Annotated in this window: 22 protein-coding genes; 19 read left to right on the forward strand and 3 right to left on the reverse strand. The window is 48.4% G+C overall.

From position 1 onward, the window contains the following. Positions 1-52 precede the first annotated feature (52 nt). From ATL39_RS14115 to ATL39_RS14135, 5 genes are all read left to right on the forward strand, one after another. Complete coding sequence (locus tag ATL39_RS14115; RefSeq protein ID WP_170146941.1) at positions 53-859, forward strand: ABC transporter ATP-binding protein; 807 nt, start codon at positions 53-55, stop codon at positions 857-859. Between the two features lie 90 nt (positions 860-949). Beyond that, positions 950-1747, forward strand: a complete 798-nt coding sequence (locus ATL39_RS14120) for a SurA N-terminal domain-containing protein (protein ID WP_120194018.1) — start codon at positions 950-952, stop codon at positions 1745-1747. A gap of 136 nt (positions 1748-1883) precedes the next feature. Continuing rightward, on the forward strand, positions 1884-2771 hold the full coding sequence (locus tag ATL39_RS14125; protein ID WP_120194019.1) for a chemotaxis protein CheV: 888 nt from the start codon (positions 1884-1886) through the stop codon (positions 2769-2771). 90 nt (positions 2772-2861) lie between these two features. After that, positions 2862-5165, forward strand: coding sequence for an EAL domain-containing protein (locus ATL39_RS14130; RefSeq protein ID WP_120194020.1), 2304 nt, complete (start codon positions 2862-2864; stop codon positions 5163-5165). 84 nt (positions 5166-5249) lie between these two features. Then, the gene (locus tag ATL39_RS14135; RefSeq protein WP_120194021.1) at positions 5250-6074 is read left to right on the forward strand and encodes an MBL fold metallo-hydrolase; all 825 of its coding nucleotides are present in this window, start codon (positions 5250-5252) and stop codon (positions 6072-6074) included. Between the two features lie 47 nt (positions 6075-6121). On the opposite strand, the gene ATL39_RS14140 is transcribed toward ATL39_RS14135, so the two are convergent. Together ATL39_RS14140 and ATL39_RS14145 are read right to left on the reverse strand one after the other, a co-directional pair. After that, positions 6122-6424 carry a rhodanese-like domain-containing protein gene (locus ATL39_RS14140; protein ID WP_120194022.1) on the reverse strand — a complete coding sequence of 101 codons (303 nt, stop codon included), beginning with the start codon at positions 6422-6424 and terminating at the stop codon, positions 6122-6124. 18 nt (positions 6425-6442) lie between these two features. After that, complete coding sequence (locus ATL39_RS14145) at positions 6443-6826, reverse strand: DUF302 domain-containing protein (RefSeq protein ID WP_120194023.1); 384 nt, start codon at positions 6824-6826, stop codon at positions 6443-6445. 159 nt (positions 6827-6985) lie between these two features. Between ATL39_RS14145 and ATL39_RS14150 the strand changes: the two genes are divergently transcribed. The 12 genes from ATL39_RS14150 (at position 6986) to ATL39_RS14205 (ending at position 19611) form a co-directional block, all read left to right on the forward strand. Next, positions 6986-8212 carry an acyl-CoA dehydrogenase family protein gene (locus ATL39_RS14150; protein WP_120194024.1) on the forward strand — a complete coding sequence of 409 codons (1227 nt, stop codon included), beginning with the start codon at positions 6986-6988 and terminating at the stop codon, positions 8210-8212. Next, positions 8209-8982, forward strand: coding sequence for an SDR family oxidoreductase (locus ATL39_RS14155; RefSeq protein ID WP_120194025.1), 774 nt, complete (start codon positions 8209-8211; stop codon positions 8980-8982). The genes ATL39_RS14150 and ATL39_RS14155 overlap by 4 nt, the downstream gene beginning before the upstream one ends. 19 nt (positions 8983-9001) lie before the next feature. Next, positions 9002-9859 (forward strand): 3-hydroxyacyl-CoA dehydrogenase family protein, encoded by an 858-nt coding sequence (locus ATL39_RS14160; protein ID WP_120194026.1) that lies wholly within the window; start codon positions 9002-9004, stop codon positions 9857-9859. A 10-nt stretch (positions 9860-9869) separates the two neighbouring features. Next, on the forward strand, positions 9870-10934 hold the full coding sequence (locus ATL39_RS14165) for a phosphotransferase family protein (RefSeq protein ID WP_120194027.1): 1065 nt from the start codon (positions 9870-9872) through the stop codon (positions 10932-10934). Then, entirely contained in the window at positions 10931-11647 is a 717-nt protein-coding gene (locus ATL39_RS14170; protein ID WP_120194028.1) for a 2-phosphosulfolactate phosphatase, read from the forward strand. The genes ATL39_RS14165 and ATL39_RS14170 overlap by 4 nt, the downstream gene beginning before the upstream one ends. A 22-nt stretch (positions 11648-11669) precedes the next feature. Continuing rightward, the gene (locus ATL39_RS14175) at positions 11670-13439 is read left to right on the forward strand and encodes an acyl-CoA dehydrogenase family protein (protein ID WP_120194029.1); all 1770 of its coding nucleotides are present in this window, start codon (positions 11670-11672) and stop codon (positions 13437-13439) included. A gap of 12 nt (positions 13440-13451) precedes the next feature. Further along, positions 13452-14210: an SDR family NAD(P)-dependent oxidoreductase gene (locus tag ATL39_RS14180; protein ID WP_120194030.1), complete on the forward strand. Its 759-nt coding sequence runs from the start codon at positions 13452-13454 to the stop codon at positions 14208-14210. A gap of 18 nt (positions 14211-14228) precedes the next feature. Then, positions 14229-15221 carry a quinone oxidoreductase family protein gene (locus ATL39_RS14185; RefSeq protein WP_120194031.1) on the forward strand — a complete coding sequence of 331 codons (993 nt, stop codon included), beginning with the start codon at positions 14229-14231 and terminating at the stop codon, positions 15219-15221. Between the two features lie 25 nt (positions 15222-15246). After that, positions 15247-15822, forward strand: coding sequence for a TetR/AcrR family transcriptional regulator (locus ATL39_RS14190; protein ID WP_120194032.1), 576 nt, complete (start codon positions 15247-15249; stop codon positions 15820-15822). Positions 15823-15976: 154 nt separating this feature from the next. Then, the gene (locus tag ATL39_RS14195; protein ID WP_120194033.1) at positions 15977-16933 is read left to right on the forward strand and encodes an ABC transporter substrate-binding protein; all 957 of its coding nucleotides are present in this window, start codon (positions 15977-15979) and stop codon (positions 16931-16933) included. 16 nt (positions 16934-16949) lie between these two features. Beyond that, complete coding sequence (locus tag ATL39_RS14200) at positions 16950-18674, forward strand: ABC transporter ATP-binding protein (RefSeq protein WP_120194034.1); 1725 nt, start codon at positions 16950-16952, stop codon at positions 18672-18674. 406 nt (positions 18675-19080) lie between these two features. After that, on the forward strand, positions 19081-19611 hold the full coding sequence (locus ATL39_RS14205; protein WP_120194035.1) for a macro domain-containing protein: 531 nt from the start codon (positions 19081-19083) through the stop codon (positions 19609-19611). A 201-nt stretch (positions 19612-19812) separates the two neighbouring features. On the opposite strand, the gene ATL39_RS14210 is transcribed toward ATL39_RS14205, so the two are convergent. After that, positions 19813-20688 (reverse strand): LysR family transcriptional regulator, encoded by an 876-nt coding sequence (locus tag ATL39_RS14210; protein ID WP_120194036.1) that lies wholly within the window; start codon positions 20686-20688, stop codon positions 19813-19815. 121 nt (positions 20689-20809) lie between these two features. Here ATL39_RS14210 and ATL39_RS14215 point away from each other — a divergent pair, with 121 nt between their 5' ends. Then, positions 20810-21904: a citrate synthase/methylcitrate synthase gene (locus tag ATL39_RS14215; protein WP_120194037.1), complete on the forward strand. Its 1095-nt coding sequence runs from the start codon at positions 20810-20812 to the stop codon at positions 21902-21904. Between the two features lie 232 nt (positions 21905-22136). Then, entirely contained in the window at positions 22137-23384 is a 1248-nt protein-coding gene (locus ATL39_RS14220; RefSeq protein ID WP_120194038.1) for a YeeE/YedE family protein, read from the forward strand. Positions 23385-23448: the final 64 nt, after the last annotated feature.

Below are 23448 nucleotides of genomic sequence, written 5' to 3' on the forward strand. Positions count from 1 at the left end.
GCAGGCGCCGGGTTCTTTTTTTGGTATACTGATACAAAAAGGGGGAAACATCGTGCCGGAACCATTATTTCAATTGCAGAATGTCAGCGTACGGACCGGGGGTCAGTCCAGACTGCAAAATATCAACTTATCTTTAGAGGATGGCATACATACCGGACTGCTCGGTTTAAACGGATCCGGAAAAACAACAATTCTACAGCTGTTAACAGGCTACGTATGGCCGACAGAAGGAACCGTGCACAGCTGGATGGGACAACATGGCCGGGTTTCAATGCAGACGCTGCGACGCGAAATTGGATGGGTTAGCGATGCACTAGATGACCGCTACCGGGCCCGAAGCAGCGACACGGCACTCGAGGTGGTGATCAGCGGTTATTTTGCATCGGTGGGTCTTTACGAGGAACCAGCGGATGAGGTGACCGCCTATGCACGGAAATGCCTGGAGCTGTTTCAGGTAGGAGCCTATGCCGAAAAGCCATACAGCCGGCTCTCCCAGGGAGAAAAGCGGCGCGTGATGCTGGCCAGAGCCTGGGTTATCCGGCCGAGGCTGTTAATTCTGGATGAACCGTGTACCGGTCTGGATGTGAAAGGAAGAGAAGAACTGCTTTCTATTCTTGAACGCGCGCTTAGTGAACCGGGAGCCCCAACGCTTTTGTATGTAACCCACCATATAGAAGAACTGCCTCCGGCTATCGTAAATATGGCCCTGTTAAAAAATGGGCAGATGCTCGAGCACGGGTTTAAAAAAGAAGTCTTGTCCAACGATCTTATTTCTGAAGCCTTTGACGTACAGGCTTCTATCAGCTGGGAAGAGGAACGGCCGTGGCTTCGTATTAAAAATAAGATGAAAAATCACTGAAAACGCAGGTGAGAGCAGGCGTTCCGTTATCTTTCCACCCGGGAAGTATGATACAATACGGAACAGCATAGATATGAAAGGAGCTTTTCTTTGAGTAAAAAATGGTTATTAACAGCCAGTATGGCAATTTCTCTTTCCGTTATTGCAGCATGTGGAGGAGAATCTGAAGAAGAGGCAGGATCGGATGAGGAACAGCAGCAGGAAGAAAGCGCAGAATCCGAAGGTCAGGAAGCGGAACAGGAACAGCCCCAGGCACCGGAAGTGAATCTTGACGATGTGCCCGACGTGGTGGCTGAAGTGAACGGCGAAGAAATTACAAAAGATGAATTTGAATCGGCATATACAACAACCCTGTCCATGTTTTCCATGCAGGGGATGAATCTCGAAGAGCAGGATGAAAACGGCGAAATGGAAGCAGAGCTCAAAGCCTCTACAGCAGAGCAGCTTGTCGGCCAGCGCCTGCTCGTACAGGAAGCGGAAAACCGGGATTATGAAGCAGATGCAGATGAAGTAGATGAGATTTTAAACCAGCAGAAAGATCAGTTTGAAAACGATGAAGACTATCAGGCTGCATTGGAAGAGCAGGGCTTCACAGAAGACGACTTCCGTGCACAGATTGAAGAGTCGCTTCGTGTCGAACAGCTGATAGAAGAAGAATCCCAGGATATTGAAGTAAGCGAAGACGAGATTGATGAACAAATAGTAGCATTGGAAGAACAGCAGGCGGCGGTGGCCGAACAGGCCGGCGAAGATGCTCCGGAAGCACAGACGCCTGAACGGGATCAGGTAGAAGAAGAGGTTCGTTCCCAGAAGGAAAACGAACGGGTACAGGAACTGGTAACGGAACTTCGCGATGAAGCAGACGTTACGATTAATCTTGATAATTAAAGCGATTTTAAAACAAACTGACCTTTACTGGCCGGTTTGTTTTTTTTTTGCCTAAAATTCTTCTTGTACTATTTTTAAAATAGGATAAAATAAAACAAAAGTCCTATTTTTTTTAGAAAATAGAGGAGGAAAACGAATGATATCCCGTGAAAAAGAAGATATATTGCTTGAAAGTGGAACAAATGAACTAGAAATTGTCATGTTTTCTATTGGAGAAGAAACGTACGGTATTAACGTCTTAAAAGTAAGAGAAATCATTCAGCCGCTGCCGGTCACAAAAACGCCGAATGCGCATCCCCATGTAGAAGGGATTATCCGTCTGCGCAACGAAATCATGCCGGTGGTCAACACGGCCAAAGTACTGGGCTACACCCACGAAACAGCCGGCACGGATAAGTTTATTATTTGTGAACTCAATCAAATGAAAGTTGCTTTTCACGTGGAATCTGTTTCCCGGATCCACCGGATTTCCTGGAAGCAGATTGAAGAACCCGAACAGCTGATTCAGGGCGATCATTCACATACTATCGGCGTGATTAAACGGGAAGAAGGCATGACGCTTCTACTGGATTATGAAAAAATGATCAGCGATATTAATCCCAAAGCCGGCATCCAGCCTCAGACGATTGTACGGGGGCTCCGCCCTGAGAGAGCATCCAAGCGTGTGCTCGTAGCAGAGGATTCGCCGATTCTGCAGCAGCTTATTCTCGACACCCTCGAGCGTGCCGGCTATGAGCAGATTGCCAAAAGCACCAACGGCGAAGATGCCTGGAACCAGCTGGCGGCCGCAGAGAAAGTACCGGATATCGTAATATCTGATATAGAAATGCCAAAAATGGACGGCCACCATTTAACGAAAAAAATCAAAGAGCTCGCAAAAACAAAAGATATACCTGTTATCTTGTTTTCTTCTCTCATTACAGATGATCTTTATCATAAGGGAGTAAAAGTCGGGGCGGACGAGCAGGTAAGCAAGCCGGAAATCGGGACGCTGATTCAAAAAATGGACAAGCTGTTGTTTTAAATAGCTGCCTCATCGATTTACATAAAAGCCGGTATTTAGAAGGATATAAAGAACCGGCTCCTTTTCTTCAGAGAGGAGAGGAATAAAGAGATGGGTATAAAGAAAAGACTGATATGGATCGTTGCCGGCAGCGGCTTTTTGTTATTCTTTCTGCTCGTGGTTATTTTTTATCCAATGCTGCTGCAGCAGTTCCGCTCAATTGAAGAACAGGCGGCACGGGAGAGTATGGATCGTCTGGCCGAGCAGATCCAGCAAGAACAGGAACAACTGTTAAATTTCAACCAGGACTGGTCATCGTGGGATGATACTCTCGCTTTTGTGGAAAGAGGAGGGCAGGATGAATCCTACATAGAAAGTAATCTGGACGGAGAATCGCTTAATAATGGTAATCTTTCCTTCATGATGATTGTGGATAAAAATGAAGAAATTCTCTTCAGCCAAAGCCAAAACGAGGCAGGAGAAGCAGAAAGTGGATTCGAGGCGCTTGCTTTAACGGAAACCGAGGTGCTGGACACGTTCAGCCGCTTGATTATAGGCGAAACCAATTTATATCAGTACGGGGATAAGGCATATATGGTATCCGCCCTTCCTATTCAAGCCACAAGTACAAACAGCGGTTCAAACGGCACGATGATAATGGGAAGAGAGATAAACGGCAGCTATATTGAGATGCTCGCTGATTCCATGCAGGTGCCATTAACGTTTCAAGTGCTTGCGGAGGAAGAAGCTGATGGAAATGCGAGCCGTATCTCCAGTTCGGATCGTAACCTGGTGCACAGTGAGTACCGCCTGCCCTATGCGAACACTTCCAATGCCGCTTCGTTTGTATTTGAACAGCCGCGTACGATTTACAATCAGGGCGCAAAAACGATAAATCTGTTATTGGTGTCCTTTACAAGCGGTATGATTCTATTGACGGTCTTGTTAATTTTTCTATTAAATCGTTCCATTTTGAAACGAATTGCTTTTCTTTCCGGGAATTTAAACACCATTGAACAAAAGGGCGTATTTGAGGATACGGTTACCGTAGACGGAAACGATGAAATAACGGTACTGCAGAAGTCGGCTAACAGACTAATTTGTTCCCTTCGCAGTTCCCACCAGGAAATGTATGACCTGGCCTATCGGGATCCAGTAACCAATCTTTATAATCGCTATTATTTATTAAAGGAGCTGAGCAGTCAGACGAATCAAAAGCAGCCCTTTTCGCTTTTATTTATCGACCTGGATCATTTTAAAAAAGTAAACGATACTTTCGGGCATCACGCGGGAGATGAAGTGCTGCGGGAAACAAGCAGGCGTATGAATACATGTGCTCCGAATGGAACGACCGTCATCCGTATGGGAGGCGACGAATTTGTCATTATCGTCCCCTCTTTTGCTGAGTTTCCCTACGAAGTGCTTCTCCAGGCATTAACAAAGCCCTTTTTGGTGGATAACCATCGTGTATTTATTTCCGGCAGTATCGGTATCAGCACCTACCCGGAAGATGGCACTTCCTATGAACAACTGCTGCAATCAGCGGACATTGCCATGTATGAAGCAAAAAAACAGGGGAAAAACAGCTACCGCTACTATACCGACGTAGAAAACAAAGCCTATTACAAAGAGTATGTGTTTCATGAAAATGACATTCGCCGGGCATTCGCCAATAAAGAATTTGTTGTTCATTATCAGCCAATTGTAAATGGAATCGATTTATCGGTAAAAGGAATGGAAGCCCTCGTAAGATGGAAGCATCCGGAACGGGGACTGCTCGCCCCGGGTCAATTTCTTCCTATGATTGAAGAACTCTGTTTAATGGATGAGCTTGGTATGATGGTTCTCGAGACCAGCTTGAAGCAGATGACGTTATGGAATATGGGAAGAAAAACCCCGCTTTTATTATCCGTTAATGTAGCAAAGACTCAAATGAAAAACAGAACGTTCTTTTCACGCCTGGATGCCATTCTGGAAAATATAGATCTCCAGCATACGCCGCTCCAGCTTGAAATTACGGAAGAGATGCTGAGTGATCATTTGAAAACGACGATAGATTTTGCCGAAGAACTGGGGAAAAGAGATATAAAACTGGCATTGGATGACTTTGGAACCGGGACGTCGAATCTTCTTTACTTAAAAGAGATTCCTATTAATACGCTAAAGCTGGATCAGGCTTTTGTGAGAAATCTTCCCTTCGCCCCTTTTGACGCCGCTTTATTTGCATCTGTGCATAAGCTCTGCATGAAATTAGGTATTGAACTGGTGGCGGAGGGAGCCGAAACAGAAGAGCAGATCTATTTTCTGACCAAAACGTATCCTTCGACTATTCAGGGCTTCTGGTTCAGCCCGGCCCTGGCTCCGGAAGATGTTACGATTTATCTTGCACAGGAGAACGAGCGCAGGCTGATATAGCAGAAGAAGAGAAAAGCACGTTTAACGTAAGGCAAAGAGGTAAATAGGATAAGTAACCGTACTTTTAAAGGAGGTTTCTTTCTTATGAAAAATAATTATATGCCGATTACGTCGGAAATATCCAATACAGGCCTCGCAGTGGCACCGGACGTTTACATGTATACGACTCAGATTGCTAATCTGTATATGCTTGGCAACCCCGCAAAGCATAAAGACTGGATTATTGTAGATACGGGTATGCCCGGAACGCTTGAGCGCGTTAAGCATGCGATGAACCAGCGCTTTGGTTCCAATATTGGTCCTAAAGCCATTATTTTGACACACGCCCATTTTGATCATGTGGGAAACCTGCATCAGTTAATTAAAGGATGGGAAGAAGATGTTCCTGTATATGCCCATACGCTGGAACTGCCTCATTTAACCGGCGAGGAAGATTACCCAAAAGCAGATCCAGGCGCAGACAAAGGACTAGTGGCGAAAATGTCGCCGGCTTTTTCCCGGGAAGCGGTAGACATCAGCGATCATGTTCACCCGCTCCCAGAAGACGGCAGCATTCCGTTCTTCCCGGAATGGACCTGGTATCATACTCCGGGCCATACGAAAGGGCACGTTTCCCTGTTCAGGGAAAAAGACCGGATTCTGCTGGCCGGCGACGCGTTTGTTACGGTAAAGCAGGAGTCCCTGTACAAAGTAATGGCCCAGGAACCGGAGCTCAGCGGTCCTCCTAAATATTTAACAGAAAACTGGAGCGACGCAGAGGCTTCCGTGAAAAAGCTGGCCGGACTTGATCCGGAAACAGCCCTGACAGGACATGGTAGAATGATGGAAGGCGAAGACCTGCGCAGCAGGCTGCGTGACCTCTCCGACCATTTTGTCGAAAAAGCCGTACCGAAAAAAGAGAAAAATTAACGCAGAAGGAACAGCCTGTTTAGACCAGGCTGTTCCTTTTTTGCGTTCTATTTCGTTTTTCCGCTCCATTCAAGCATACCGCCCTGCATATTTTTCACACGATAGCCGCGTTCCTGCAGCCATTCAGCGGCGAGACCGCTCCGGCTTCCGGACCGGCAGACCATCGTATACTCGGTATCTTTATTTAATTCATCCAACCTCGTTAACAGCTCACCAAGCGGAATAAGATCGGCTCCGGGAATATGCCCGGCTGCTGTTTCATTCGGTTCTCTCACATCAATTATCCGGGCATCCGCGGAAGCTTCCACCTTATTCGGGGTGATTTGTCTAATCGTCTGTTTCTCTGTCATTCGTTTTGTCAGCCTTTCTTATTTAGAGTTATCAATGCTTTGCTGCATACGCTGTTCTACGTCTTCGGCAATGCTTTTTAATTCCGGATCCTCTATAAATCCGATTAAAACGGTCGGGCGGGGCATTCCAATATGAGTCACTCCGTTGTCTTCGTACACTGTAATTTTGCAGGGCAGAAAATTCCCGGCCGCTTTATGGCGGCGTAATACCTTTTCTGCCTCTTTAGGATTACATACTTCCAAAATACGATAGGCCTCCGGAAATTCAACTCCTTTTTCAATCAGCTTAGCCTGCAGGTCAAAATCCCACAGCACGCCGAATCCTGCGGTCTGCAGATGCTTCTCCAGGGAAGCTGCGGCATCTTCTACGGTTTTGGTCGATTCAACAGTATAATGAAACATCGTTTGGTGCCTCCTTAAAGTGAATTACTATTCGTAATAATATACCCCATGGAGTATATTGTCAAGCGGAGACGTCACTAAAAAATATTTTGTATACGCTTACATATTTTGCTATACTGTCAACATACCGACCGGTTAGTACACAAGAGGAGGAAGCAGATGGACTTTTCTTATTCACCAAATGTACGTAAGCTCCAGGAGCAGCTCACAGCGTTTATGGAGGAGCATGTATACCCCAATGAATCCGTGTATGAGCAGCAGCTGAATACAATGAATACACGCTGGAGCGCAGTCCCTCCCGTAATGGAAGAATTAAAGAAAAAAGCGAAACAAGCCGGATTATGGAATTTGTTTCTGCCTGACCGCGAGCATGGAGCCGGGCTTACCAATCTGGAATACGCGCCGCTCTGTGAAATCATGGGCCGTTCGTTAATCGGCCCGGAAGTATTCAACTGCAGCGCTCCGGATACAGGAAATATGGAAGTGCTCTCTAAATACGGCAGCGAAGAGCAGAAACAGCAGTGGCTCGTGCCGTTGCTTCACGGCGAGATACGCTCCTGCTTTACGATGACAGAACCGGATACCGCCTCCTCAGACGCGGTTAATATTCAGGCACGTATTACAAAAAAGGATGGGAACTATGTGCTCAATGGCACAAAATGGTGGTCCTCCGGCGCCGGAGATCCACGCTGTAAAATTGCCGTATTCATGGGAAAAACCGATCCCGAAGCCCCGCGCTATGAACAGCAGTCGATGATTCTCGTTCCATTGGATACACCCGGCATTACGATAGAGCGCACCCTGTCCGTGTTTGGGTATGATCATGCGCCGCACGGACATGCAGAAATTACGTTCAGCAATGTTCAGGTGCCGGAGGAAAACATGATTTGGGGCGAAGGTAAAGGCTTTGCCATTGCTCAGGGCAGACTCGGTCCGGGCCGTATTCATCACTGCATGCGCCTGATCGGGGCAGCCGAACGGTCGCTTGAGTACATGTGCCGACGTGTCCAGGAGCGGGAAACATTCGGGAAAAAGCTGTCCGAGCAGGGGGTGGTGGCCGAATGGATAGCCGACTCCCGCATAGAGATCGAACAGGCCCGGCTGCTGACGATGCGCGCAGCCTACATGATGGATACGGTTGGCAATAAAGAGGCAAAAACAGATATTGCAATGATTAAAGTGGTAGCGCCTTCCATGGCGCTCCGCGTGATTGACCGTGCTATCCAGGCGTTTGGGGGAGCCGGCGTATCGGACGACTTTCCGCTGGCCGCCCAGTGGGCAAATGCGAGAACGCTTCGCCTTGCCGACGGACCCGATGAAGTACACCGGGCCCAGATTGCCCGTCTTGAACTGAAAAAACACAGGCCGAAGGAGGAGAACAAATGAATGTACAGGAGTTATTTTCACTGCAGGGCAAAACGGCAGTAGTGACCGGGGGAGGAAGAGGACTAGGCTTTCAGATCGCCGAGGGGCTGGCGGAGGCCGGGGCCAATATTGTGCTTTGTTCCCGCAAGCTCGAAGCCTGTGAAGAAACGGCTGCCCTCCTCGAAAAAAAGGGCGTGCAGACCGCCGCCTTTGCCTGTGATGTAACCAGCCAGGACCAGGTGGAACATGTAATAAGCGAAACAAAAAAGCGATTTGGAACGATTGATATTCTCGTAAATAACAGCGGAGCCACCTGGGGGGCACCGGCCGCTGACATGCCGCTGGAGGCCTGGCAGAAAGTTATGAATGTGAATGTTACCGGAACTTTTTTAATGAGCCAGGCGGCCGGACGCGTCATGATTGAGCAGCAGGCCGGAAAAATCATCAACATTGCCTCGGTCGCCGGACTGAAAAGCTCCGCACCTGAAGTTATGGATACGATTGGCTACAATACGAGCAAAGGTGCCATTATTACGTTCACAAAAGATCTGGCTTCCAAATGGGGGCAGCACAACGTCCATGTAAATGCAGTCGCTCCAGGCTTTTTTCCAACAAAAATGTCCAAAGTTATTATGGAGCACGGCGGAGAAGCGATACTGGCCAATACCCCGCTCGGACGATTTGGCGGACCGGATGAATTAAAAGGAGTAGTCTTGTTTCTCGCTTCCAGAGCGTCTGACTATATCACAGGGGATGTTCTCATTGTAGACGGCGGTTCGCACGTACGTTAACCATAAAGGGGGAGAAAGCATGAATGAAATAAACACGATCACTGTGGTCGGGGCCGGTCAGATGGGACATCAGATAGCTATGCTCGGAGCACTTGGAGGGTATCGGACCATCCTCTGCGATATCGAAAAAAATAACCTGGAAAAAGCCGGCGCGACGCTGGAACAGCTGATGAACGGCTGGGTCCGAAAACAGAAAATCTCTGAACAGGAGAAGAAGGAAGCATTCGAACGGCTGTCTTTCACAGAAGACCTGCAGGCTGCCGCAAAGCAGGCGGATTTTGTAATTGAAGCGGTCGTAGAAAAACTTGAAGTAAAGCAGGAGGTGTTCAGCCGGCTCGACGAATGGGCCCCGGAACATGCGGTACTGGCGACAAACAGCTCCACGATCGTCAACAGTCTTCTTTTTACAAACCGGCCGGACCGCGTGGTGAATATGCACTTTTTTTACCCGCCGCTCGTTATGGACTGTGTGGAAGTAGTGATGAGTGATGCCACATCTGAAGAAACGGCGCAGGCGGCCATGACCGTCAGCCGCCGGATGAACCGGACCGCGGTACTGCTTCGAAAAGAAATATCCGGCTTTGTGGCCAACCGCATTCTCGGCGCCCTGCAGAAAGAAGCCGTTCATCTTTATGAAGAAGGCATTGCCGATTACAAAGACATTGATACGATTGTTAAAAAAGCACTCCGCCACCCGATCGGCCCATTTGAGCTGATGGATCTATCCGGGATTGATGTGGGCTACTTCGTGCAGCAGCAGCGCTTCCGGGAAACCGGTGATCCCGAAGATAAGCCGGCCGCCTGTATCGAAGAAAAAGTAAAACAGGGACACCTCGGACGAAAAACTGGCCAAGGCTGGTACACGTACTCTTCTTAGGAGGCAGGATATGACAACAATTCCCGTTCGATCAGGAGAAGAACTAAACAAAGACCGCCTGGAAACCTTTCTGCGTATCCACATGGAAGAGCTTCCGACCGGCACGCTTCATGTCACCCAGTTTGCCGAAGGCCACTCCAATTTAACCTATGCGCTGTCCATAGACGGCTGGGAAGCCGTACTGCGCCGGCCGCCGCTTGGGCCTGTCGCACCTAAAGCGCACAATATGGAACGTGAATTTACGTTTTTAAAAGAAATCAAACCGTTCTTTGATGCTGCTCCGGATCCTTTTCTATATACGGAAGATACGTCTGTCATTGGCGCCCCGTTTTTTATTATGGAGCGCAAGCATGGCGTAGTACTGGATACCCGGTTTCCGGAACAGATAGAGCCCGACCCTGCCTTATGCCGGCATATTTCCGCGCAGATGGCAGAACGCCTCGCGGATCTGCACCGGATAGATTATACCCAAACCGGCCTGATGAATATAACCCGGCCGGACGGTTTTTTAAAAAGACAGGTGGAAGGCTGGATCTCCCGGTACCAGCGGGCGGCAACCGATGATATACCCGCGGCCGATCAGCTGATGAAATGGCTGCAGGACCATCTGCCTGACTCAAAAGAAACGACCGTCATTCATTACGATTACAAATTAAATAATGCGATGTTTACGAATGATTTACGGCAGATGAAAGGGTTGTTTGACTGGGAGATGGCCACGGTAGGTGACCCGCTTGCTGATCTTGGCGTGGCGCTGAGTTACTGGATCGAAGCGACGGATCCGGATGAGGTAAAGCATGCGCTCGGCGGCACACCGGTGACCACGCTTCCCGGTTTTTATACCCGGGACGAATTTATGCAGCAGTACAGTTTACACAGCGGCAGAGATCTGGCGGGGGTGCATTACTATTTTGTTTTTGCCTACTTTAAGCTGGCCGTTATCGCCCAGCAGATTTATTACCGCTATCAAAATGGCCAGACGTCGGATCCGCGCTTTGCTTCCTTTGGCCGGACCGTTAAGACGCTGATGAAGGAAGGCGAAGAGTTACGTTCTCATAAAGGCGGCCGTTCGTGAATATTCATGTACTGACGCGTAAAGAAGACATAGAAGAAGCGCAGCTCGTCCGCGGCTCGAAAATCGCTGTCGCCGTCGATGTCCTGCTGGCGACTACAACAATTGCTGCCTGCCTTGAAAAAGGAGCGGTTCAGGTGATTCCCGCGGCTACGCGCGAAGAAGCTCTCAAGCATGCAGCCTCTCTTCCGGATGATTCCTATATTCTGGCCGGGGAAGAACAGGCGCGTTCTATAGAAGGATTTGTTTATCCGGGGCCCGTTCATTTGGCTGCCCGGGCACGGGGAAAAACCATTATATTAATGACGACGAACGGGACGGCCGCACTCTGGAAACTCCAGAACGCGGAGGAGGTATATGCAGGATCACTTTTGAATGCCCGTGCGCTTGCTTTCGTACTGGCTGCTAAACCAGAGGAGGCGACTCTTCTTATTACGGCGGCCGGCAATGCAGGGGATATCAGCCTCGAGGATATGTACGGGGCAGGATGTTTAATTGATGCGGTGCTGAAAGAAAAAACCTGTACGTTAACGGATGCTGCCCGCACTGCGCTGAGCGTCTATGAGAATGGGCCAAACGCCCGGCACGTGCTCGCGTCATCCCGCGTAGGGAAAAAACTGCTGGCCTATAATATGGACAAGGACCTGGACTATGCTTCAACCGTTAACAGCAGTACAGCTGTATGCCGGTATATAAACACCGGCATATCCAAATAGACTTTTTTATAAGGAGGAACCTATGCAGCACTCAACGATCAAACATCCGGGCGGCTCATTTATGACCGGCAGTACCAGTCCGGACAGCGTATTCGTCCCTGAACTCATGACCGAAGAGCACCGAATGATCGCCAAAACAGCCGAACGTTTCGTAGAAAACGATGTGCTCCCGGTAAGGAACAGGATTGAAGAGCAGGACTTTACGACAACGACCCATCTGTTAAAAAAAGCAGGAGAGCTCGGCCTGCTTGGGCACAGTATCCCTGAATCCCACGGCGGACTTGGGATGGATAAGATAAGCAAGGCCGTCGTCGGAGAGGCGGTGGGGGGCACGTCGAGCTACGGGGTGGCTCATTCCAATCATACGTGCATCGCTACGCTTCCGATTACCTATTACGGGACCGAAGATCAAAAGCGGCGCTATCTGCCCAAACTGGCTTCCGGTGAATACCTGGGCGCATATTGCCTGACCGAGCCTAATGCCGGATCGGACGCACTTGCTTCACAGACAACCGCCGTCTGGTCGGAAGCCAAACAAAGCTACCTGCTAAACGGAACCAAACTCTATATTACCAATGCCGCATTTGCGGACACATTCATTGTGTACGCAAAAGTAGATGGAGAGCACTTTACGTCCTTTATTGTTGAAAAAACATCTGCCGGTCTGTCGCTTGGCCCCGAAGAAAAAAAGATGGGCATTAAAGGATCGTCAACGAGAAGCATCATACTTGAAGATTGTATAGTTCCCCGCGAAAACCTTTTGGGAGACGTGGGACAAGGGCATCTGATTGCATTAAATGTCCTCAATCTGGGACGGTTTAACCTCGGATCCGCCTGCGTCGGGGGAGCCAAAGCGTCTTTTAAAAAAACGGTGGCGTTCATATTAGAACGACGGCAGTTTGGCAGCAGGATTGCGGATTTTACGGCTACAAAAGAAAAAGCTGGCCGGCTGGCGGCCAGACTGTACGCGGCGGAGAGCATGCAGTACCGGACAGCTGGCCTCCTCGAAGACGCCCTTGGAAGCCTGTATACGGAGACGGACCATCACTTCATTAACCAGCAGCTGAGGGAATACGCCGTTGAGTGTGCGATCTGTAAAGTATATGGTTCGGAAACATTGGACCTGGTCGTGGATGAAGCACTGCAGCTGCATGGAGGAGCAGGATTTATTGAAGAATATGAAATCGAACGCGCTTACCGTGATTCCCGCATTAACCGTATTTTTGAAGGAACCAATGAAATCAACCGGCTGCTGGTGCCGGCGCCGCTGTTCCGCCGGGCCGCAAAAGGAGAAATCGATCTGGGTACCCTCGCACGTGACGCCGCCCAAAAACTTCAAAAGCCGAAGCCGACAGCTGATGGCACGCTCGCACCGGAACAACGGGCGGTCGAGGCGATCAGGGAAATGCTTCTCGTCTGTTCAGGAATGGCGCTGCGAAGCTACGGCAAAGAAATAAAAAATGAACAGGAAACGCTTCTAAGCCTGGCGGACCTCTCCATTCAGCTGTATGCTGCGGAATCGGCGCTGCTTCGAACAATGGCCGCGGTACAAAAAGAAAAGGAAGCACCACGAAAGCAGGCGCTGACGTCTGTGTGTCTATACACGAGCCTGGAAGAGGCCGAACGTACCGCACGTGCGCTTATTTTGGAAGTTGGGGAAGAACAGGAAAAAACAGCGCTCACAGAGGCTGTATATAAAGTTTGTGCAGCATATCAGGAGGCCCGGCCGGTACGGGAGGCCCTGCGGTTCATTGCGGACGAACAGTATGCAGCCGGACGTTATCAGGGATAGGGGGACACCAGTATGCGTTTTGAGAACAGAACCGCCGTCATCACCGGCGGCGGAAGCGGCATAGGGAAAGAAACAGCTAGAAGACTGGCGCAGGAAGGAGCCTCTGTTATTCTTGTCGGACGGAGTCTGGACAAACTGGAAGCAGCAGCAAAAGAAATTCCAGGCGCCGCTGTATTTGCAGCTGATGTGACGAATGCCGAGGACGTACAGAAGCTCGCTGCCTTTATCGAAAAAGCCGGAGGCGGGCTCCATGTTTTAATTAATGGAGCAGGTGCTTCCAGGCATTCCCGAATTATGGATACGACCGAAGAGGAGTGGGACGCGGTCCAGGATGTGAACGTAAAAAGCGTGTTTCTCGTTTCAAAGGCACTCGCCGCTGTCATGTGTGCGGAAGCTGAACAGGAAACGAAACAAACAGGCCGGGCGGTCGTGACGATTGCTTCATTGTCCGCCCATAAAGCCGGGGCGTACATTCCCCATTATAGTGCCGCCAAAGCAGGCGCCATGCATTTTACAAAAGCCCTGGCGCTGGAGCTGGGTCCTTACGGCATCCGTGCCAACTCTATTTCTCCCGGATTTATTGACACCCCGTTAATTGAAGAAAATTTAAAAAATGAAAAGTTTCAGAAGGCGATAGAGCACAACACCGTGCTGAAAAGACCGGGAACCGCTGCAGAAATCGCCAATGTCGCCGCATTTATAGCTTCTGACGAGGCGTCGTATATGACAGGCTCAGACATACTCGTGGACGGCGGCTGGATGATCAAATAAAAAACAGGAGGCGCTCCTATGAAAGCTATACAGTATAAAGCTTACGGCGGACCGGAAGTTATTGAAGAAGTAGAAAAAGAGCAGCCGGTTCCATCACCGGCCGAAGTGCTCATACGTGTGCACTCGATTGGCATGAATTACGCCGATATTGCACGGAGGCAGGGGGCCTATGTCGTGCCGACGCCGCTGCCATTTTTCCCGGGATCGGAAATTGCCGGTACGATTGAAGCAGTTGGCGGAGAGGTTACCCGTCTGCAGCCGGGAGACCGGGTCGCGGCTCTGATTACCGACGGCGGTTATGCCGAATTTGCTGCTGTACATGAACAGGCGGTTATCCCGATTCCGGATTCACTGGATTTTGATCAAGCCGCTGCTTTTCCGCTGCAGGGACTAAGCGCATATCATGTGCTGAAAACGATGGGAAGGCTCGAGCAGGGGGAAAACGTCCTTGTGCATGCCGCCGCAGGCGGTGTCGGCGGGATAGCCGTTCAGCTCGCCAAACGGTTTGGGGCCGCTAAAATCATTGCGACCGCAAGCACCCCGGAAAAGCTGAATTATGCCAAAGAGCTCGGAGCGGATGTTTTAATTAACTATACGGAAGCCGGCTGGGAGCAGAAAGTACTGGAGGCCACCGACGGCAGAGGAGTTGATGTCGCGATGGAAATGGCCGGAGGGGAAATATTCAGCCGGACGCTGGACTGCCTGGCGCCTTTCGGCCGGCTTGTCGTTTTTGGATCGGCAAGCGGAGAGCCGAGCCGTCTGCAGGCCGGCCGGTTGATGGGAGCAAATCAATCGGTTATCGGTTTTTTTCTTCCCCAGATTATGAAGCGGCGGGATCTGATGCAGCAAAGCCTTGAGGAGCTGTTTGCCTTCATGGAAACCGGCGGCTTAAAACTGCCGATCGGGGATGTATTTCCGCTTGCAGAGGCGGCGCGGGCTCAATCACTGATGCAGGAACGAAAAACAACCGGGAAACTCATTCTACGCCCCGACCCTTCTTCTTCATCATAATCCGGAAAGCAGAGGAAACAGACATATGCGCAATAACATCAAACAGCAGGCTATTTTTTTATTTCAGAAAAAGGGATTTTCCGAAACGTCCATTCAGGACATTGTAGAAGCCGTCCATGTGACCAAAGGCAGTTTTTATTATTATTTTACGAGTAAAGAATCGCTGCTGATGGAAATTCATATGGACTATATTGAAAATCTTCTGGCGGAGCAGCACAGGCTGTACGAACCGACGTCGCAGTCGGCCCGCGAAAAGCTGACGGGCACGGTCGTACTGCTGCTTACAAAAATTAAAGAAGACGGGGCGAGCGCCAGAATATTTTACAGAGAAATGAGGCATCTGCAGGAAGCCGGCTACTCCCACATTGTCGAGCGCCGGAATCAATTCCGCCGGCAGATCGAGGAGGTTATTACGGAAGGAATCCATAACAGGGAATTCCGGCAGAATCTTAATCCGGCTTTAACTACGCTTGCTCTGTTAGGCATCACCAACTGGAGCTATCAGTGGTTTGACCCGGATGGCGAACTCAGTGACCGGGAGGCGGCAGCGTATTTTGTAGACCTGCTTTTGCACGGGATGTTACCGAAAGAGCATGAATAACACCTTACGTATTTTATGTAAAAAAGCTGTCCGCAGATGCGGGCAGTTTTTTTGTGCGGAGCTGCTTACTGAAAAAGAACTTGTTGTTTATGGATATCCTGTATATAATTGAGTGAAAACGATTCTCATTATCATAAATCAGGAGGACAATATAATGAAAAAGCATTGGAATATAGCAGCGGCGCTTGCAGCAGCCGGTGTATTAAGCGCGTGTGGAAACAATGGATCATCTTCAGGTGAAGAGGAGGACACGACGGAATCCCAGGAAGAATCCGGAAGCGAGGAGGAGACAAAGACAATAACCGATCCGACAGGACGGGACGTAGAGATGCCGGCATCGCCCGATAAAGTAGTCGCTCTCCAGAATGTAGCCGAAATGATTATATTGGAAGAAGAGCCGATCGGCACCACATCTTATTATTTAGATACATACGAGGATGACCTGGATACCGAAGAAACAGAGAACGTTGGGGACGATATGCCTGACGTGGAAAAAGTCAGCGGTCTTGAGCCTGATTTGATTATTATTTCCGACTACCAGGCAGATTCACTTGAAAACCTGGAGAAAATCGCTCCCGTATACATGACGGCGTTCGGTGCGACGCCGGAGGAGCAGCTCGCTGATATTACAGAAGTACTCGGTAAACAAGACGCGGAAGAAGAATGGATGACCCAGTTTGAAGAAAATGCCGAAGAAGCCCAGTCGCTTATCGAAGATGCTGAAGAAGCGGACAGCCAGGCGGCCGTGATTCAATTTTACGGCAAGGAGCTTTATATCCATGACCGCAGCATATTTGAAGGCCTGTATACAAAAGCCGGCGTAGAACCGTCTCCGGGAGTGCTGGAAAATGAAGAAACCCAGGCAGTATCCCTGGAAACGATTGCTGATTACACCGAAGGGGCCGATCATTTATTTATATTAACAGAGAACGGAGAAAGCACAGAAGATGCCGAAGAGCTTGTTAATACGCTGCTCCAGGATACAGAGGCCGTAGAAAACGAGCAGTACTACTACGTTGATAACACGAAATGGAGCGACTTTTCTCTAAAAGGGCAGGAATACCAAATGAAAGATGCCGTAGAGAAAATCACCGGTTCCCCGATGGAATAAACAGGAGGTTTATTAAATGATTCGTCGCTTTGCACAATACTATAAACCTTATAAAAAACTATTTTTCTTCACTCTTGCCAGCGGAGTACTCGCCGCTTTGTTTGAACTGGCTTTTCCCCTTGCGGTGAACCGCATTATTGATGATCTGCTGCCTAATGAAAACTGGGACTGGATCATCTGGGGAAGCGCCGCTTTGTTTATACTGTACGTGCTCAATGGCGGTTTTCACTACGTGATCGCCTATTGGGGCCATATGCTCGGGATTAACATCGAAACGGATATGCGGCGGGAGCTGTTTGAACGGCTGCAGCAGCAGCCCCTGTCCTACTACGATGAAACAAAAACGGGCCATCTGATCTCCCGTTTAACCAATGACCTGATGGATATCGGCGAAGTTGCCCATCACGGCCCGGAAGAGTTTATCGTCGCATTTATGACGCTGATCGGTGCTTTTACGATTATGCTCACGATTGACTGGCGGCTGGCCGTAATGACCTTTATTCTCGTACCGGTCTTTATTGCATTAACCTATGTGCTTGGAAAAAAGATGGCTTATGCAATGTCGTCGATGTTTACAAGCATCGGAAACTTTAATGCAAGAGTGGAAAACAACATTACCGGCATCCGTGTCGTTAAAGCGTTTGCTAACGAAAAATTTGAAATGGAGCGCTTTGCCGAAGATAATGGCAGGTTCCGCGCTACCAAGCTGGAATCTTACAAAATCATGGCTCTTCATGTGACATCCAGCCAGATTATGATGAAGTTTCTGCTGCTGTTTGTATTAATTGCCGGTACATGGTCGATTCTCAATAACCGTATCACCAACGGAGAATTTGTGGCGTTTGTTCTTCTCACCAACGTCATGATTAAGCCGATCCAGCAGCTAAACGCTGTAATGGAGATGTATCCGAAAGGGATTGCCGGCTTCAGGCGCTACCTGGATTTAATGGACGCTACAGAAACCGATCCGTCTGCGCCCACAGGGAAAACAGTCGAGCAGGTAAACGGCGATATCCGCTATGAAGATGTGTCGTTTTCCTATAACAGCCAGACCCCGGTGCTTCAAAATATTAACGCCTCGATTCCGGCGGGCACCACCGCTGCCTTTATCGGTCCGTCCGGCTCCGGTAAAACAACGATAAGCAATCTGCTTCCACGTTTTTACGAGCTGAACGGGGGACAGATTACGATAGACGGCATGGATATTCAGGAAATGGATATGGTGTCGCTCCGCAGCCATATCGGCATCGTTCAGCAGGATGTGTTTTTGTTTGACGGTACCATCCGGGACAACATTGCATACGGCAGACTGGACGCGCCGGACGAAGAGATCCTGGAAGCAGTAGAGCGGGCCCAGCTCACAGACGTAGTGGCGGCTCTCCCGGAAGGACTCGACACAAAAATAGGAGAGCGTGGAGTAAAGCTCTCCGGCGGTCAAAAGCAGCGCCTGTCGATTGCCCGTATGTTTTTGAAAAACCCGGCTATTCTAATCTTGGATGAAGCGACCTCTGCATTGGATACCGAAACAGAAGCGCTGATTCAAGCCGCCCTCGAAGAGCTGTCCGAAGGACGAACCACGATTATCATCGCGCACCGTCTGGCAACTATCAAGCAGGCGGACGCTATCTTCGTCATGACGAAGGAGGGCATTGTGGAACGAGGCTCCCACGGTGAACTAATGGCAGAAAACGGCCTTTATACACGCCTGTATCAATCCCAGTTCCCATTTGAATATGCATAGTAAAAAAGGAAGCCCTTGTGGTTTCTTTTTTTATGGTTATTATTCAGAATACTTAAAATTTATTTTTGAAAACGCTTGACTGTATTATAACAATAACCTATACTTCTAATTACACTATAACAAAAAACGAGGAGGTTTCTCTTATGAGAAAAGAAATGAGCCAGAGCAACGAAAGCAGGTACACCCCGAATCAGGAGGAACAGTCCATTATGCAGATGATTAACGATTACCACGGCCGCCGCTGATACGTATCTATCCAGAACCTGTCCGCCAGCGGACAGGTTTTTTTGTGTTTTATAACAGAAATATATAGAAATAGTCCATTTTCTAAAGAGAGATTTTATAAGGATAAAAAACCAACAAAACGGGAAGTGTTTTATAAAAATAGGATGGAAGCAGGGATAGCATGCAAAAGCAGATCAACGGAGTACTTCTGGAAGTCGTACAGGGAAATATTGCCTCCCAGCCGGATATGGATGCTGTTGTCAACGCCGCAAATGCTGCGCTTCAAACCGGGGGAGGGGTAGCCGGAGCGCTTCATGGGGCAGCCGGACCGGAACTGGCCGAAGCGGGGGGGAAATACGCCCCGATCAGTCCGGGAGAAGCTGTCATCACAGAAGCCTTCCACCTTCCCAATCAGTATGTCATTCACTGCCTTGGACCTGTCTATGGAAAAGACAAGCCTGAAGAGAAACTGCTTGCCGGCTGTTACATGGAGGCTTTAAATAGGGCGGAGGAGAATCATATTAAACGTGTGGCTTTTCCTTCCTTATCGACAGGAGCGTTCGGTTACCCTCTGGAGGAAGCAGCCTCAACAGCTTTGCATGCTGTTTTGGAGAAGATTCCATCTCTTCAGAACGTCAAGCATATCCGTTTTGTATTATTCAGTGATTCAGATGCCTCTGTTTATAAACGTTTACTCGAAGAATCTGCCTAAATATGTTTTGTCTTTATTTTCAGGGCAGCTCTTTAAGTCTGAATCAAACGTTCATCTTAATTAGTTATACTAACGTTGGAATCTATTTTTCTGTTCATCTGGATTCTTAGTAAAAACCGTCCAATTAAAAAATAAGGATATACAGGATGTTTACGCAAAAAGACCCCCTTCCTGCGATTTATCGTCGGAAAACTTATTAGTTTATACCAGCCTCCTAATTGTTGTTTCAAACGTAATCGCCTGTTTCTGCGGGTATTTGGACAGAATATAAGTCGAAGCCATTGGAAGTAGTAACTCTGGTGCATCTATTTCAAGCATTCTTCCTTCTGCCAGCTCCCGCCTCACTGCTGACCGGGGTAATATAGAAAATCCAATGTCTTCTTCGATAAATCGTTTTGCAACGTGAACTTGAGAAACCTTCATTGTTCGCAAGGCGGGGTATGCAAAATGGAGCTGTCTAAGAATCGGTTCCCAATATTCAGGATGATTATCTGTAAGCAGCACTTTTTCCTCGATCAGTGACCTAAACTCAATTGGCAGACTGCTTTCTTCTTCGCCACCGTCATGCGGCGCTACAACTTTTAATGGTTCCTCAAAAATCCGCGATGCTGTTACCCCTTTGATTTGACTGTCCATTCTGGATAAACCGATATCGGACAGCCCTTTATTTATTTCTTCTGCAATTAATTCTGATTCCATGACTCGAATTACAACATCAACTTGTTTTTCCTTTTTAACATAAGCCTTCAGCCAGTAAGGAAGGTAAGTGGTGGCGACAAGTGGGGAGACGGCAATCGTAAGTGTTTGATAATAACCTTGCTTGATTCGCTGCATCTCCATAAATCCTTCATCCAATTCTTTAATAATCTGCACGGCTTTTGGATAAAAGTATCTGCCATAAGTAGTGAGACGGACGTTTCTGCCATTTCTTTCAAACAAAAAAACCCCGAGCTCTCTCTCCAGTTGTTTCATCTGCACGGAAACTGCCGGCTGGGACATAAACAGCAATTCAGCGGTTTGATGATAATTTTCTTGTTTTGCAGCGGTTAAAAAGGTACGGAGCCATTGTGTATTCATTAGAATATCACTCCTTTTATTAATTATAATATGTTATCAATAAGCAGAAAAATACTTATTTTTATTAATTATAAGTATCTTTTACACTAAGGATAAGCAGAAAAAAAGGAGGATAATAAAAATGAATGTAAAAAATCAAGGGCTGGCAGGAGTAGTAACGACAGATACGGCGATCAGTTTGGTGGACGGAGAAAGGGGGAGGCTAATTTACAGAGGCTATGATATTCGAGAACTTAGCCTGCATTATGAGTTTGAAGATATCGCTTACCTGTTGTGGGAGGGAGTACTGCCCGAAAAAGAAGAAAAAAACGTATTAAAAGCAGAATTTAAGAAGCACCGAAAGCTTTCAAGCGAAATGATCAAAATAATTCAGCTGCTTCCCGTAAATATTCCGATGATGAGCGTTATTCGTACATGTATTTCTTTTTTGGGAGACGCCACATTTAATTGGCCCCCTACCGCTGCTCAGGCAGTAAAGTTAACGGCCGCAGTGCCTGTTATCATCGCAACGCGTTATCGTTGGCTTAAGGAAGGTCGTATTATTGAGCCGAAGGATACACTGGGGCACACTGCAAATTATCTATACATGCTACATGGTATGGTCCCGATAGAGTCGCATATTCGGGCAATGAATGCATATTTAATTTTAACGATGGAGCACGGTATGAACGCTTCCACATTCGCTTCCCGGGTTATCGCTTCTACAGAATCAGACATGGTTTCCGCGATTACCGGCGCAGTGGGAGCGATGAAAGGTCCATTGCATGGTGGAGCACCAAGCGAAGTAACAAAAATGCTCAGTGATATAGAGAGAAAAAGCAATGTGGAATCCTGGTTGCGGAGACAGTTGGAGCAAAGAAATAAACTAATGGGATTTGGACACCGGGTTTATAAAACGCAGGATCCGCGAGCAGAAGCTCTAAAGGAAATAACATCTTCCCTCGTAGAGGAGGATGCATGGCTCGAACTTGCACACGAAGTGGAAGAAAAAGCGATCCAACTGTTGGAAGAATACAAACCTGGAAGAAAGCTGTACACAAATGTAGAATTTTACGCGGCAGCTGTACTTCGGGCTGTGCAAATGCCGGATGAACTATTCACCGCTACCTTTACCTCGAGCAGAATCGTCGGCTGGAGTGCTAACGTTCTGGAACAGGCAGAAAACAATCGTATTTATCGGCCCCAGGCTCACTATACTGGCCTTGTGCCCCAGTAAGCTGGAAGAGAGTAAAGCGTTATTTCGCTTACTCTTTTTTTTACAATAAAAATGGAAAAGGTAAGATCTGCTGCATAGTTATCGTATTTGTTGTGTAGAGTAGAATACGGCTTTAAATAGGATATAAAAATAGGCAGCCTGCGCTGAATCCTGATTCTTGACATTGCTCTTCATTCGCCCTAAGATATAAAAGTAATTCTGACTTATAAGATAGGATTAAGGGGTGAAGTATATGTCTACTATTGTACAGCCGGTCTCACAGCAGGAGTCGGCTGAAAAGAAATCTTCTACGTTAAACAAGCCGCAGACCGGCTTAATTATAGGAGGACTGATCGCGGCGGCGGTGCTTTTTGTGTTTCTTTTGATAACACAGGACATCGTGCAGCCGATTCTTCTCGTGATTGGACTTCTGCTTGGCTATACGTTGTTTCATGCGAGGTTTGGATTTACCTCCGCTTTCCGCAGGCTTGCAAGTGTAGGTAACGGCCAGTCGCTTCGCGCCCATATGCTCATGCTTGCGGTGGCCGTCACGCTGTTTGCGCCGATTCTGGCACTCAGCTTTTCCTTTTTTGGAGGAACGCCACAAGGATATGTGTCCCCGGTTGGCGTGAGCCTTCTTGTAGGCGCCTTTATGTTTGGAATCGGCATGCAGCTCGGTGGGGGCTGTGCATCCGGAACGCTTTATGCCGTCGGCGGGGGCCGTTCGGTTATGTTTATTACGCTGCTGTTTTTTGTTGTTGGTTCTACCATTGGTGCCGCTCATTTTAATTTTTGGATGGAAGACATGCCGTCCGCTGAACCTTTTTCCCTGGCTACTTCTACCGGCCTTGGCTACAGCGGGGCATGGCTTGTATCGCTCGGAATCTTCGCAGCGGTGGCAGCGATTACGATTATTATTGAAAAAAAACGCCGGCCGCCGAAAATGGCAGCCGTGCCGTCAGAAAAAGGATGGCGCCGGATTTTCCGCGGTTCCTGGCCGCTGTTTGCGGCAGCCGTCATTCTAGCCGTTCTTAATGCATTAACGCTTGCCACACGTGATGCCCCGTGGGGTGTCACATCAGCTTTTACTTTATGGGGATCTAAAGCCGCCTACGCGATGGGATTTGACGTAGAAAGCTGGAGCTATTGGGCAGGAGACCTGGCAACTCTTCACGGCTCGATATTTGCAGACTCCACCACCATATTAAACTTTGGGGTGATTCTGGGAGCGTTTCTTGCTTCTGCTGCCGGCGGTTTGTTTTCTTTTACAAAAATCAAAGCCGGTAACGCGGCCGCGTCAGTTATTGGCGGCCTGTTGATGGGATACGGAGCCCGCCTTGCTTTCGGCTGTAATATCGGCGCGTATTTCGGTGGCATTGCCTCTTTCAGCGCCCACGGATACATCTGGGGCGTCATGGCGCTTGCCGGTACATTTTTAGCGCTTTTTCTCCGTCCTCTGTTTGGTTTGTCTGTGCCTAAACCAAAAGATACTTTCTGCTGATACAGGCACAATCAAATTCCAAAAACCTTCCTTCTGACGAAAGGGAGGTTTTTTTATGGCTAAA

The organism is Sinobaca qinghaiensis (genome assembly GCF_003610495.1).
In the GTDB taxonomy this organism is placed as follows: domain Bacteria; phylum Bacillota; class Bacilli; order Bacillales; family Marinococcaceae; genus Sinobaca; species Sinobaca qinghaiensis.

Coding starts and splice junctions, on each gene's coding strand:
- ATL39_RS14155 (WP_120194025.1), top strand. CDS start 8,209: ATGAATGTACAGGAGTTATTTTCACTGCAGGGCAAAACGGCAGTAGTG.
- ATL39_RS14135 (WP_120194021.1), top strand. CDS start 5,250: ATGAAAAATAATTATATGCCGATTACGTCGGAAATATCCAATACAGGC.
- ATL39_RS14205 (WP_120194035.1), top strand. CDS start 19,081: ATGCAAAAGCAGATCAACGGAGTACTTCTGGAAGTCGTACAGGGAAAT.
- ATL39_RS14215 (WP_120194037.1), top strand. CDS start 20,810: ATGAATGTAAAAAATCAAGGGCTGGCAGGAGTAGTAACGACAGATACG.
- ATL39_RS14125 (WP_120194019.1), top strand. CDS start 1,884: ATGATATCCCGTGAAAAAGAAGATATATTGCTTGAAAGTGGAACAAAT.
- ATL39_RS14175 (WP_120194029.1), top strand. CDS start 11,670: ATGCAGCACTCAACGATCAAACATCCGGGCGGCTCATTTATGACCGGC.
- ATL39_RS14160 (WP_120194026.1), top strand. CDS start 9,002: ATGAATGAAATAAACACGATCACTGTGGTCGGGGCCGGTCAGATGGGA.
- ATL39_RS14185 (WP_120194031.1), top strand. CDS start 14,229: ATGAAAGCTATACAGTATAAAGCTTACGGCGGACCGGAAGTTATTGAA.
- ATL39_RS14150 (WP_120194024.1), top strand. CDS start 6,986: ATGGACTTTTCTTATTCACCAAATGTACGTAAGCTCCAGGAGCAGCTC.
- ATL39_RS14195 (WP_120194033.1), top strand. CDS start 15,977: ATGAAAAAGCATTGGAATATAGCAGCGGCGCTTGCAGCAGCCGGTGTA.
- ATL39_RS14200 (WP_120194034.1), top strand. CDS start 16,950: ATGATTCGTCGCTTTGCACAATACTATAAACCTTATAAAAAACTATTT.
- ATL39_RS14130 (WP_120194020.1), top strand. CDS start 2,862: ATGGGTATAAAGAAAAGACTGATATGGATCGTTGCCGGCAGCGGCTTT.
- ATL39_RS14180 (WP_120194030.1), top strand. CDS start 13,452: ATGCGTTTTGAGAACAGAACCGCCGTCATCACCGGCGGCGGAAGCGGC.
- ATL39_RS14190 (WP_120194032.1), top strand. CDS start 15,247: ATGCGCAATAACATCAAACAGCAGGCTATTTTTTTATTTCAGAAAAAG.
- ATL39_RS14220 (WP_120194038.1), top strand. CDS start 22,137: ATGTCTACTATTGTACAGCCGGTCTCACAGCAGGAGTCGGCTGAAAAG.
- ATL39_RS14165 (WP_120194027.1), top strand. CDS start 9,870: ATGACAACAATTCCCGTTCGATCAGGAGAAGAACTAAACAAAGACCGC.
- ATL39_RS14210 (WP_120194036.1), bottom strand. CDS start 20,688: ATGAATACACAATGGCTCCGTACCTTTTTAACCGCTGCAAAACAAGAA.
- ATL39_RS14140 (WP_120194022.1), bottom strand. CDS start 6,424: ATGACAGAGAAACAGACGATTAGACAAATCACCCCGAATAAGGTGGAA.
- ATL39_RS14145 (WP_120194023.1), bottom strand. CDS start 6,826: ATGTTTCATTATACTGTTGAATCGACCAAAACCGTAGAAGATGCCGCA.